Origin of the sequence: Nocardiopsis halophila DSM 44494 (assembly GCF_000341245.1) — a bacterium.
In the GTDB taxonomy this organism is placed as follows: Bacteria; Actinomycetota; Actinomycetes; order Streptosporangiales; family Streptosporangiaceae; genus Nocardiopsis_A; species Nocardiopsis_A halophila.
The window spans coordinates 1-12,724 of the sequence record NZ_ANAD01000077.1; the positions used below are offsets into that span (position 1 = coordinate 1).

Genomic DNA, 12,724 nt, shown 5'->3' on the forward strand with positions numbered 1-12,724 from the left:
TCTTCGAGTACGGGCGCCATGGTGCGCATGTAGGTGGCGGCGATGTGGCTGCCGTCCCAGTAGACGAGCACGTTGCCGATGACGGAGGGGCATTCGCCGCCGCTGCACAGCAGGTCGTTGAGGTCGAGGACCTCCACGTTGCCGGGCAGGCCCGCCGCCCCGTCCAGGGGCGAGACCGGGGCCAGGGACTCCTCGGCGGGGGCGGTGCACTCCCCGGGCGCGCCCGAGGCCAGGCACTCCACCGCGTCGAACCCCAGCCGGGGGGTGTCGCGCACCGCCACGACCCGCACGCCCATGGCGTCGAGCTCGCGCCAGCGGTCGACGTAGCCGTCCACGACCTGCTCGCCGTCGAACCCGGCCGTGGCGTCCCGGCTGGTGGTGGTGCCGGTGGTGAACACCGCGTCCGGCCGCAGCTCCGCGAGCTCGTCCATGACGCCGCGGTTCCACTCGGTGCAGGAGGGGTAGGGCTCGCCCTTGTAGGTCTGCGGGACGTCGGTGAACAGGCAGGCGCCCTTGACGATGTTGACGATGCGCCAGTCGTGCTCGGCGGCGATCTCCTCCAGGGCGGGGAACCAGTGCGCCGCGTGGGAGCCGCCGACGAGCGCGACCGTGCGCTCGGGGCGGTCCGAGCCGTAGACGCAGGTGATGACCTCGGAGGCCTTGGTGGTCTGGTTGCAGCCGTCGTCGTAGGTGACCGGGATGTCCTCGGCCGCCTCGGACGGGTCGGGGTAGACGGGGGCCTGGGGAACGGGGGCGCCGTCGGCCAGGGCGGCCGCGCCCGGGTACACCTCGGGGTCGGAGGCCAGGGCCTCGCGGGCGCGCTGCTCGGCGTCCATCCGCGCGGCCCAGCCGCCGGCCGCGAGCACCACCGGGAGCAGGCAGGCCAGCCCGACCGCCGCGGCCCGCGCGGGCGCGGGGAGCCGGCGCGGCCGACGGCGCCGGCCCTCCTGCGGCTCCCCCTCCTTCGGCCTGCGCTTGGCGAAGGCGGCGACCCGGTCGGCCAGCGGGGTGGTGGCCGCGGCCAGGAGCAGCGACAGGACGAGCACCGCCAGCCCGCCGTGCCAGCTGGCCAGGGTGCGCCCGGTGGCGTGCAGGTAGAACACCAGCACCGGCCAGTGCCACAGGTAGAGGGCGTAGGAGAGCGAGCCCAGGTAGCGCATCGGCCGCAGGGTGAGCAGCCGGTCGGCGCCCCAGCGCGAGCCGCTGGTCCCGGCCACGATGACCGCCGCCGCGGCGAGGGTGGGCCACAGCGCGATGTAGCCGGGGAACTCGGTCGAGACCTGGAGCAGCACACCGCAGCCGACCAGGGCGGCCAGGCCCAGCCACCCCAGGACGACGCGCACCGCCCGCGGCGGGTCCAGGCGCGGCAGGACGAGGAACAGCAGGCCGCCCAGGGCGAGCTCCCAGAGCCGGGCGCCGGTGTCGAAGTAGGCCCAGGGCTGGTCGGTGCGGGTCATGTACACCGAATAGGCCAGCGAGGCGGCGAACACCGCGAGCACGGCGACGGCCGCGCCGGTGCGCGCCCCGCGCCCGGCACGGGCGGCGGCCCAGGCCGCCGCGGCCACCAGCAGCAGCCACAGCGGATAGAACTGGCCCTGGACCGACAGCGACCAGAAGTGCTGGAGCGGGCTGACCGCGCCGCTGCGGGACAGGTAGTCGACCGAGTCCAGGGCCAGGTGCCAGTTGAGGTGGTAGCCGGCGGCGGCGACCGTTTCGGCGAGGGTGTCGCGCCACCGGTCCTCGGGCAGGAGGAGCCGGGTGGCGGCCAGGACCGCGGCGAGCACGAGGGCGGCGGCGGGCATCAGCCGGGCGCAGAGGCGGCCGAGGAAGGCCGCGGCCCCCACCCCGCCGGTGCGCTCCACCGAGCGGACCAGCGAACCGGTAATGAGGAAGCCGCTGACCAGCAGGAACACGTCCACGCCGCCGGAGACCCGGCCGAACCAGACGTGGTAGGCGGCCACCAGCAGGACGGCGACGGCGCGCAGGCCGTCGATCTCGGGGCGGTGCCCACCGGAAGGGGGCGCGGACGCTGCTGCGGACCGCGGGGAGGAGGAGGCCCTCCCCCGAACGTCCGCGAGGAGGGACTGCACGGCGACGCTGCTCGCTTTCCGGTGCGCGGTCAGGGGGCTCAAGGGCGAGGCCACATCCTGCCCTCCCCCGGTTACCGGAGGGCGTACACGGCCTGAACCCCGCCGCTCCCGCCGGCGAACCCGCCCGCCCCAGTAGTCCGCGGCGCCCCGTGGGCACCCCGCCCGCGAACCCGGCGCTCTGCCCGGCCGACGGACACCGGCCCCTCCGGGCCCGGGCGGAATCGGCCTCAGCGCCCCGTGCCCATGTCCCGGCAGGCAGGCCGACCGGTGCCGCGCACCGCCCACCCCGGTCTCCCAGGAGTTCCACCGCTCCGGCGGACGTGACCGCCTCTCATCGGTCGGCGGCCCCGGCGGTCCGGGCGGACCCGGCGGACTGGGCGAGAGGCGGTGAGAGGCGGCGACGACGAAGCAGGGGCGGTTCCCCGGCGCCGCCGGTCGGCCGCCAGGCTTCTCGCGGTCCCGGCGATGAGCAGCGGCGACGGCGCAGCAGTTACCCCGCTCACGCCCGCTTACCGGGCGGCAGGCCAACTGCGGTGCAGGGTGGGGGCGGCAACGATGAGGCAGGGGAGGTTCCCCGGGGCACCCGCCCGGCAGGCGCCCCGGTCGTGTCCGCTGGAGTGGTGGAACTTTCGGCCTCGCCCGTGTGAGCGGCGCGACCACTGCAGCGCGATCGGCGACCCCCGCCCCCGGGTGCGCGCCCCCTCCTTGGCGTTGATCTCGGGAGAGTCGGGGTAATACTCGCCGGTATTACCCCGACTTCCCCGAGATCAACAAGGGTGTCGGTGCGGGCGGCAGGCAGCGCCCCCGGGGGGGCGGCCGGGGCCCGCAGAGTTCCACCACGCCGGCGGACACGACCCGCCGCCGTCGCTGCTCATCGCAGGTACCGCAGAAGCCCGGCGGCCGACCGGCGGCGCCGGGGAGCCGCCCCGCTCCGTCGTCGCACCCCTCCCCCTTTCGCCCCGGCGGCCCGCCGCCCGGCGAGCAGGCGTGAGCGGGGGACCAGCCGTCCCGTCGGCGCTGCTCCCTTGGCCATCCGCACGCCCGCCACCCGACAGCGCTGCCCGGCGTACCCGCGCGATCCGGCGCCACGCGTCCGTGCCGGCACCGCGCATCCGCAGCGGGGGCCGCAGGGACCGCGGGGACCGTCTTCAGGGGCTCCATCCCCTTCCTCCGTGCGAATCCGCGGATTCCGGTTTCCGGCGCGGCCGTCACGGTTACGGTTGCAACCGTGGACTCCCTTGCCGACCGGACCCACTCGGGTGAGGACCTCCCTGCACCGCTCCGCCGTTCCCTCGGGCGGCTCGACCGGTTGCACGAACTCTGCCAGCAGCGGTGCCGCAGCGGCCCGCGCGAGGGCCCCGACGGGCTGCGCGACACGGTGGAACGGCACGTCCGGGAGCTGCGCGCGCTGGCCGGGCAGCCCGGCTCCCCCGCCCGGTCCGGCCTGGACGCCGACGCGCTGTGCGCCGTCGCCGCCGAGCCGCCCTCGGGCGCCCCCCTGACCGCGGACCGGCTGGCCGCGCTCGCCCGGCGGATCCCCGACTTCGACCCGCCCGCCCCCGCGCCTCCGATCGGCGACGCGGCCGGGGTCGCACGGGCGGCCGCCGCCGAGACCCACCCCGTGGTGCGGGCGGCCCTGGTGTTCCGGCACACCGCCGAGGCCCTCGGCCGGCGCCTGGAGGAGACCGGCACCGTCCCCACCGGGCCGCCGCCCCACCTGCGCCCGCTGCCGTGGGCACTCGCCTCGCTGTCGCTGCTGCGCTCGGACCACCTGCCGATCGCCGCCGACCGGCGGATCGGCACGCGGCTCGGCGCCGCGGTGGGCGCCCCCTCCCCCGAGGCGCGCACCGCCGCACTGGCCGCGCTCTTCGCCGACCTGCAGACCGCCGCCATCCGCGCCCGGCTGAGCTCCCCCCTGCACGGCCGCGCCGAGGCGCCGCCCTCGGCGCTGCTCGCCTCGGCGCTGCACCGGCGCGTCCTGGTGCACCTGCGCCGCCGCACCGGTCCGCTCTCCCAGGTGCTGCGCCAGGTCGACCCGGAGGCGGCCGCGCATGTGGAGGCCGCCGACGTCGCCGAGGGGGCCCGACTGGAGCACTGCGCGGCGGCCGCCGAACGGGCGCTGTTCGTCACCGGCCCCGGGTGCCGCTGGGTCACCCTGGACCTGCGGGCGGCGGGCGCCTCCCTGGAGCTGCTGGTGGCCGTGCACGACGTGGGCGGCCCGCCGACCGGGGCGCTGGCGGTGACGGCCTCGGCGGTGATGGACACCCCGGACGGGCCCGAGGAGGTCCTCGACCCGGCCTGCACCGACTGCGTCACCCTGGTCCCGGGCGACTCCGCCGGGGACCGGTGGCCCTGCGTGGAGGAGTTCGTCGACGACGCCGTGTCCCGGGCGGTCGACCGCCTGGCCCGGACCATGGCCTGAGAACGCGTCGGGGGAGCGGACATGCGCGGCGCGCCGAGCCCACAGGCACGTCATCGCCCGGGACCGGCCGGGCGTTCGGCGGGGCCGTCCCAGCGCTGAGCGGCGGATGCAGTAATCGCGCACCCCATGGCGGGGGTCGGTGCGGGGGCGTCGGCGTCACGGCCCCGGACCGGCCTCGCTCCCCTTGGCGGCGGGCACGCCCGGGAAGAGCGCACTGCCCCCGGGAGACCACCGCCGGGGCGGGGGCGCGTCAGCCGGAGAGGGCCACCAGCACCAGGATCAGGACCAGGATGACGATCGTGACCAGCACGGCCGGGATCACCCAGCCCTGGGACAGCACCGGGTCCTCCTGGGCCGGCGGCTGCTGGGGCATGCCCCCGGGGTAGGTACCCGGCCCCATCGTGGTGTTGGGGCCGCCCATCGTGGTGTTGGGCCCCATCGCCTGCGGCCCCATGGGTCCGCCGGGGCCGCCGGGTCCCGGGCCCATGTTCGGCGGGGGCGGCGGACCCATCCCCATCTGGCCGGGGTGCCCCATGTTCGGGGGCGGCGTCTGCGGCCCCATGGGTGTGGGCCCCTGCGGGTGCCCCATGGGCGGCGGGGTCGGCGGGCCGACCGGGGGCGGCGTCTGGGGGCCGCTGTTCGGCGGGTAGGGCGGCTGCGGTCCGGTGACCGGGCGGCCCGGCCCCGGCGGCATCGGGGTCTGCGGCCCGCTGGGCGCCGCGGGCCCCTGCGGCGGGGCGATCACCCCGGTCTCGGCGGCGCGCTCCCCCTCCCGCACGACCTCCTCGGTCGAGGCGCCGTCGGCGGGGTCGTGCCCCAGCAGCCGCATCAGCAGCTCCTTGGCGGGGGGGCCCCNCGGGCCGCCGGGACGGGTCCTTGTCCAGGCAGGCCTGCACCACCGGGAGCAGCTCCTCGGGCACCCCGTCCAGCGACGGCGGCGCGCTCACCACCCGGTGCACCACGGCCGGCACGCTGTCGGCGCCGAACGGCGCGTTGCCGGTGGAGGCGAACGCCATCACGCACCCCCAGGCGAACACGTCCACCTTGTCGGTGATGCCGCGCCCCTCGATCTGCTCGGGGGCCATGTAGGAGGGGGTGCCGACGATGGAGTTGGTGAGCGTGGCGGTGCCGTCGTCCACCCGGGCGATGCCGAAGTCGATCACCCGCGGGCCGTCCGGCCCCAGCAGCACGTTGCCGGGCTTGAAGTCGCGGTGCACGATCCCGGCCTTGTGGATGGCCACCAGCGCGGTCGCGGTGTTCACCGCCAGGCGCTGCAGCGACGCGCCGCGGCGCGGCCCGCTCTTGGCCACCGCCGCCTGCAGCGACGGGCCGTCGACGTACTCGCTGACCACGAACGGCGGGTCCACGTCCAGGCAGGCCTCGTGGATGGCGGCGGTGCAGAACGAGGCCACCTTCTGGGCCGCGCGCACCTCCTTCTCGAAGCGCGCGCGCAGCTCGTCGTTCTCGGCCCACTGGTCATTGAGGACCTTGATGGCGACCTCTTCGCCGTCCCGGTCGCGGCCCAGGTAGACCACGCCCTGGCCGCCCTTGCCGAGGCGCCCCTCGACGCTGTAGTCGCCAATCGACGTGGGGTCGCTCGACGACAGCGATTCGGGACCGGGCATGGAGCTCCTCCAGAGGGGGTTCGGTGTCGGCGTCAGCCCTGGATCGGTTCGTCGGCCGCAGTTTCCACCTGATACGCCGCAGCCAAGTACACAGTGGCGTAATCGGTTAGAGCGATCAAACCGGCCAGGCGTTCCATCCGATCCCCCGGCTCCGTGGAGACCCTGCTCACCCGGGTCCCCGCGGCGTGCGCCGCGTCCTGCACCGCGGCCAGGTCGCCGTCGGCGTCCGGGCCGCCCTCGGGGTCCTCCAGCACCACCGGGTGCACCCGCACCCCGGCGTCCTCCACGGGGTCGTCGAAGATCGACCGCGGGCCCTGCCCGCCCAACGGCCCCGACAGCGCGGTGAGCGAGGTGCCCAGCCCCTCGGGCAGGGCCGCGGCCAGCACGGGGTACCCGGCCACGGCGCCGGCGCGGGCGGCGAAGCAGCGTGCCGCGGCCACCGCCTCGGGGGTGGACCCGCAGGCCAGCGGCAGGGTCCCGGCCAGGTCGGCGGCGAGCGTCTTGGCCTCGTTCTCCCAGCTCTCCACGGAGGGTGCGCACCGTCCGGCGACCTGCTCCATCCGCACGGCCGCCGCCTCCACGGCCTCCGCGGACGGCGCGGGCACACCGGCGGCGGCGACCAGCGCCAGCGCCGCCCCCACCGGCCCCCACAGGGTGGCGGGGCCGCGCAGCACCGCGTAGGGCGCGTGGGCCTGCTCGGCCAGGGGCCGCAGCGGGCCGTCCGGCGGGCCGGCGGCCGCGAGCGCACAGCCCCGGCGCACCGCCTCGGCCGCGCACGCCGCCACCGGGTCGGCGGCGGGCCCGGCGGGGCCGGAGACCGCCACCACCAGGTCGGCGGCGCCCACCCATCCGGGCAGCCCGCGGCCCCGCACCACCTGGACGGGGACCGGGCACCCGGGGCCCAGCGCGGCGGCGGCGACGTCGGCGGCCACCGCGGCGGCGCCCGACCCGGCCAGCACCAGGGCACGGGCGCGGCCCAGCGCCTGGAGCAGGTCCGGGTCCACCTCCAGGGCCGCCGAGCGGCCGGCGCGCAGGTGCGCCCCGGCCGACGCGGCGGCGCGCGCCGCCGCTCCCCCGGCGTCGGGGGAGTCCAGCAGGGACTCGTCGAACTCCCGGGCCGCCACGGCGTCAGCCGACCTCTCGCGCCTCGTCGACGAGCAGCACCGGGATGCCGTCGCGGATGGGATAGGCCAGCCCGCTCTCGTCGCAGACCAGCTCACCGGCCTCGGCGTCCAGCCGCAGCGGCTTCTTGCTCTTGGGGCAGGCCAGGATCTCCAGCAGCCACTCGTCGATCTTCGCGCTCATCGCTTCTCTCGCGCTTCTCTCGGTCGGTCGTTCGTCGTCGCGGCCGGCTCAGGCCCGCACGATGGCCAGTACCTCGTCGCGCAGCCGCTCCATGCCCGCGGTGTCCGGCGCCTCCACATTGAGCCGGAGGAGCGGCTCGGTGTTGGAGGCGCGCAGGTTGAACCAGCTTCCGTCGACGAAGGAGACGGTGAGCCCGTCGAGCCGGTCCACGCTCGCCCCGTCGCGCCCGGCGAAGGCCCGCTCCACCGCGGCGGTGCGCCCCTCCTGGTCCTCGACCTGGGAGTTGATCTCCCCGGAGGCCGCGTAGCGAGTGTATTGGGCGGTCAGGTCCGACAGCGCCTCGTCTCCGCCGCCGAGCGCCGCCAGCACGTGCATCGCCGCCAGCATCCCGGTGTCGGCCCGCCAGAAGTCGCGGAAGTAGTAGTGGGCGGAGTGCTCGCCGCCGAACACCGCGCCCGTGCGGGCCATGGTCTCCTTGATGAAGGAGTGGCCGACCCGGGTGCGCACCGGCTCCCCGCCGTGCTCGCGCACGATGTCGGGCACGGCCGCCGAGGTGATCAGGTTGTGGATGATCGGCGCCCCCGGCTCCTTGGCCAGCTCGCGCACGGCCACCATGGCGGTGATCGCCGAGGGCGGCACCGGCTCGCCGCGCTCGTCGATCACGAAGCACCGGTCGGCGTCGCCGTCGAAGGCCAGGCCCGCGTCGGCGCCGGTGCGCCGCACGGCGGCCTGCAGGTCCACCAGGTTGTCCGGGTCGAGCGGGTTGGCCGGGTGGTTGGGGAAGGTCCCGTCCAGCTCGAAGTAGAGCGGCACGATCTCCAGCGGCAGCGCATCGAGCAGCTGGTCGCGCAGGACGGCGGGGACGGTGTGGCCGCCCATCCCGTTCCCGGCGTCCACCACCACCTTCAGCGGCCGCATCCCGCTCAGGTCGACCAGCGACCGCAGGTAGGCGGCGTAGTCGGCGAGCAGGTCGCGCTCGGTGACCGTGCCGGGGGCGCCGGTGTCGGCCAGGCCCTCCTCGGCCAGGCGGCGGATCTCGGCGAGCCCGGTCTCGGAGCTGATCGGGGCGGCGCCGGCGCGGCACATCTTGATGCCGTTGTACTGGGCGGGGTTGTGGCTGGCGGTGAACATCGCCCCGGGCATCTCCAGCCGCCCGGAGGCGAAGTAGAGCATGTCGGTGGAGCCCAGCCCGGCCATGACCACGTCGGTCCCCTGGCCGGTGGCGCCCTCGGCGAAGGCCGCGGCCAGCGCCGGGGACGAGGGGCGCATGTCGTGCGCCACCACGATGGAGGGGGCCGCGTTCACCCGGGCGAAGGCGGCCCCGACGGCGCGGGCCACCCCCTCGTCGAGCGTGTCGGGGACGATGCCGCGGACGTCGTACGCCTTGAAGATCTGACCGAGATCACCCACTGCTGCTCCGCATCCGAGTCGTCGTTGCCGCACGGTCACCGCAGGGCGGTCGCCGGGCCCGCCGGGGGCGGGGTTCCAACGTACCGGAACGCGGGGGCGGGGCCCCGGGCCGCGTGGGAGGGGGTCAGCCCTCCCCGGACGGGCGGGCGGGCGGGGTACGGTCCGGGTTGTCGGACTTGACCACGCGCAGGTGGCCTTTGCGCTGGCCCTCGGGTCCCGAGGGCGCAGGGGGCTCGGCGCGGACCCCGGGCGCGCGGGGGCGGGCGGCCTCGCGCACCGCGTTGGCCAGGGCCTCCAGGTCGTCGCTTCCGGGTCCGCCGGAGCTGTCCGCGGGCAGCCGCACGACCTCCCAGCCGCGCGGGGCGGTCAGGCGCTCGGCGTGCATGGCGCACAGGTCGTAGCAGTGGGGCTCGACGTAGGCCGCGAGCGGGCCGAGCACGGCGGTGGAGTCGGCGTAGACATAGGTGAGCGTGAAGACTGCTGGCTGTCTGCACGCGGTTCGCGAGCAGCGTCGGACAACGCTCACGAGAGCCGACCCTAATCCCTTCCTCCTTTGGGCGCCAGTACGGGGACCCAGGTGTGTCCGGGCCCGGCCCCGGGGGACCGGGGCTGCGCTCCGGCCCCCGATGGCATACTCTCGAATCGTGCGACGAGTGCGCCTACAGAGGGCTCAGGCCGACCGCTTCCGACGCCGGGACCGCCGGGGCCGCGGGATCCGCGGTCCGCTGGCGCCGCCGGAGGTCCCCATCTCCCGCAGCCGGGCTCAGGTCTTCGACGACCTCGTGCTCGACGCGGTGGAGCGCTTGGAGCGCGTCTGGTCCCGTGAGCTCGCGAACGTGGAGTTCCTGGTCGAGGACGTCCCCCGGGTCCCCCGCGGGATCACCGCCGAGGACGGCATCCCCTACTCCCGCCTGGAGGCCGGCCGCGACGGACGCGCCCGCATCACCATCTACCGCCGCCCCGTGGAGATCCGCACCCGGGAGCAGGAGGAGATGGCCCTGATGGTGCACGAGACCGTGGTCGAAGAGGTCGCCAACCTGCTCGGCCTGGAACCCGAGACCGTCGACCCGGAGGCCTGACCCGCCGGGCGGCCGCGCGCCTGCCACCCGCCCCCGGGTCTACGCCGCCCGGGACTCTGCCCTGCGCCGCCCGCCCCCGGGATCCCGGTGATCCAACGGCCACACTCAGACCCGCGCCGCTTCCCCGATCGTGTCGTGTCCACGAGGCCCCCGGTGGCAGAGGAAATGGGCGGCGACGGCGCAGCAGGTACCCCGCTCACGGGCCCCGGCCGGGCGACAGGCCATCGGGGCACAAGGGGCGAGGCGGCGACGACAGGGCCAGGCGGTTCCCCTGGCCTGCCGGTCGGCCGCCGGGCCGCTCGCGGTCCGGGAACAGCGGCAACGATGGCACAGCAGGTACCCCGCTCCGAGCCCCGGCCGCGCGGCGGGCCGCCGGAGTGCAGGGAGATGGGCAGCGACGACGAGGAGGGGCGGTCCCCAGTGCTACCGGTCGGCCGCCGGGTCTCTTCGGTACCGGCGATGAGCAGCGACGGAACGGCTGGTTCCCCGCACTCCGGCGGCCCGCCGCCCGGCCGGGGCCCATGAGCGGGGTTCCAGCTTCGCCGTCGCCGCCGTACCTCCCGGACCGCCAGGGACCCGGCGGTCGAGCGGAACGGCCGGGGAACCGCCCCGCTACCTCGTCGCGGCTCATTTCCGGTACCGGAGGAGGCCCGCCGCCCGGCAATGGCCCGCGAGCGGGGCACCAGCCGAGCCGTCGCCACGCTCCGTCTGAGCCGGCGGGCAGCTGAGCCGCTGAACCGCCGGGCCGCTGAACCGCCGGGCCGCCGGGCCGCCAGCCTCGGGAAGGCCTCCGGCTCGGGTCAGCGGTCCTCGGATTCTTCTTCTGTACCCGAGATCGCGGTCAGGCCCCCGGTCACGGCCGGGAGGCGGACCTCGGACGGCGCCGGGTGCACCGGAAGGACCGCGGTGTGCCGGTCCTTGCCCGACCCCTCGGTCAGCACCGCCCCGACGTACGCCGGCCCCGAGCCGTCGCCCAGCTCCAGCGCGAGCGCGTAGTCCCCGTCCGGCCCCTCGATCTCCTGCTCGGCGGTGGTCCCGGCGCCCGCCTCCACCTGGACCGGGTCGCCGGTCGTTCCGTCCGGGGACACCGGGGTCGCGACCACCACGGCGTCCTCCTCCGTCGCCCCGACCAGCAGATCCAGCGACACCCCCTCCGGGACGGCGGGGACCGATGCGGTGCCGTTCGGCCCCGGCGCCAGGGCCGGCACCGCCGCCGTGTAAGCGGCGTCGTCCCCGCCCTCGCGCTCCGCGGCGACCCCGGCCACCACCGGCTCGTCGGACTCGACCACCACCGTGGCCGGCTGCTCCCCCAGCGGCATGTCCAGGCTCGCGGTCGTCGTCGACGCCGGCGGAACGTCCACCGTCTCCAGCGCCTCGACCTCCACCTCCCCTTCGGCGGTCACCAGCCGCACCTGCACCTCGGCCGGCTCGTCGCCGGGCGCGGCCACCATCAGGGTGCGCGCCCCGCCCCCGCCGGGCACGCCCGGGACCGCCTGGGCGTGCGCCGGGCGCGCGGTCGCCGGCGCCCACTCCGTGCCCGGCCCGGACCGCTCCACCAGCAACGACGGGGAGACCCGCCCGGCGGACGTGCGCACGTGCACCGTTGCGGCGTCGCCGGAGGAGGCCTCGGTGAGCTCGCCCAGCTCCAGCACTTCCTCGGTGTGCGGCTCCACCCGGACCCCGCGCACCGAGGAGTCGGAGACCGGGCCGTCCGAGGCGTACACGTCCACGGTGGCGACCGCCGCGGAGTCGTCCGGGTTGGCCAGCCGCAGGCGCAGCTCCCGCACGTCCTCCCCGGAGGGCGCGGTGAACCAGGTGCTCCACCCCGGCTCGGCGCAGCCGACCGCCGCCAGCCCGGGGGCGCCGTCGTCCTCGGCGTCGCCGTCGTCGGCGCGCGCGGTCACCGCAGCGTCCAGCCCGGCGGCGAACGCCCCGGACGCGCGCAGCACCGAGGCGCCCTCGGCATCGTCGACGTCCTCGGCCAGCAGCTGCCCGGGCAGGTCGCCCTCGGCGAGCGGGGCGCGGGGGTCCTCCTCGTTGGGCTCCAGCACCAGCTCGCCCTCCTCGTCCCCTTCGAACGGGGAGAACACGGCCGCCTCGGTCCCGGTGTCCTCCGGCGGGGACGGGCAGACCCGCACCGCCGACTCCACCCGGACCCGCTCACCGCCGCCGGAGGCCTCCGGCGGGCCCGCCGGGCGGGTGGCCGCGGCCACGGCGAACAGCGCCGCCAGGGCCACCGCGACGAGGCCCAGCAGCGCGAACCGGTTCTGCACGATCAGCTTCACGCCTGGTCCTCCCCCGTGCCGTCCTGCTCGCCGGCCTCCGGCTTCCGGTCGGTACCCTTGCGCCTCCAGCCGGCCCTCCGGCGGCCGCGGGAACGGCGGCCCGGGTCCGTGTCCGTCGCCGACGGGCCCTGGTCGTCGGCGTCGGACCCGACGACGCCCATCGAACCGGTGTCCGCACGGCCAGCGGCCCTACGGCGACCACGACGGCGACCGCCCCCGCTCCCGGACGCTTCTCCCGACGACACCACGGGGACCGACCCGGTATCCCCGCCATCGGGGCCCGAGCCGTCGCCCTGCTCCACCACCGGCTGCGCACCGGTGTCCGCACGTCCACCGGACCTGCGACGGCCGCCTGCGTGGCGGCCCGATGTGCGGCCGCTCGGCGGCGTGCCCTCCTGGTCGTCGGCGTCGGACCCGACGACGCCCATCGAACCGGTGTCCGCACGGCCAGCGGCCCTACGGCGACCACGACGGCGACCGCCCCCGCTCCCGGACGCTTCTCCCGACG

The 12,724-nt window shown here is 76.6% G+C and carries 8 protein-coding genes and 1 pseudogene; 2 read left to right on the forward strand and 7 right to left on the reverse strand.

Features of this window, described 5'->3' with window-relative positions:
* A partial coding sequence (locus D450_RS29880) for an acyltransferase family protein (RefSeq protein ID WP_017538523.1) occupies positions 1-2,090 on the reverse strand: 2,090 nt, incomplete at its 3' end.
* Between the two features lie 1,228 nt (positions 2,091-3,318).
* On the opposite strand from D450_RS29880, the gene D450_RS0109965 reads away from it, so the two are divergent.
* Positions 3,319-4,512: a hypothetical protein gene (locus tag D450_RS0109965; protein WP_241483109.1), complete on the forward strand. Its 1,194-nt coding sequence runs from the start codon at positions 3,319-3,321 to the stop codon at positions 4,510-4,512.
* 250 nt (positions 4,513-4,762) lie between these two features.
* Here the strand turns inward: D450_RS0109965 and D450_RS29885 are convergent.
* From D450_RS29885 to D450_RS0109990, 5 genes and pseudogenes are all read right to left on the reverse strand, one after another.
* A pseudogene (locus tag D450_RS29885) lies at positions 4,763-6,137 on the reverse strand (serine/threonine-protein kinase).
* Positions 6,138-6,169: 32 nt separating this feature from the next.
* A complete protein-coding gene (locus tag D450_RS0109975; RefSeq protein WP_017538527.1) occupies positions 6,170-7,261 on the reverse strand; it encodes an SIS domain-containing protein in 1,092 nt (363 codons plus the stop codon).
* 4 nt (positions 7,262-7,265) lie between these two features.
* Positions 7,266-7,442 carry a Trm112 family protein gene (locus D450_RS32375; protein WP_017538528.1) on the reverse strand — a complete coding sequence of 59 codons (177 nt, stop codon included), beginning with the start codon at positions 7,440-7,442 and terminating at the stop codon, positions 7,266-7,268.
* Between the two features lie 48 nt (positions 7,443-7,490).
* On the reverse strand, positions 7,491-8,852 hold the full coding sequence (locus D450_RS0109985) for a phosphomannomutase/phosphoglucomutase (RefSeq protein WP_017538529.1): 1,362 nt from the start codon (positions 8,850-8,852) through the stop codon (positions 7,491-7,493).
* A 124-nt stretch (positions 8,853-8,976) separates the two neighbouring features.
* Positions 8,977-9,378: a DUF3499 domain-containing protein gene (locus tag D450_RS0109990; protein WP_026128467.1), complete on the reverse strand. Its 402-nt coding sequence runs from the start codon at positions 9,376-9,378 to the stop codon at positions 8,977-8,979.
* Between the two features lie 127 nt (positions 9,379-9,505).
* On the opposite strand from D450_RS0109990, the gene D450_RS0109995 reads away from it, so the two are divergent.
* Positions 9,506-9,931 carry a metallopeptidase family protein gene (locus D450_RS0109995; protein ID WP_017538531.1) on the forward strand — a complete coding sequence of 142 codons (426 nt, stop codon included), beginning with the start codon at positions 9,506-9,508 and terminating at the stop codon, positions 9,929-9,931.
* Between the two features lie 800 nt (positions 9,932-10,731).
* On the opposite strand, the gene D450_RS0110000 is transcribed toward D450_RS0109995, so the two are convergent.
* On the reverse strand, positions 10,732-12,216 hold the full coding sequence (locus tag D450_RS0110000; protein ID WP_017538532.1) for a DUF5719 family protein: 1,485 nt from the start codon (positions 12,214-12,216) through the stop codon (positions 10,732-10,734).
* Positions 12,217-12,724 lie beyond the last annotated feature (508 nt).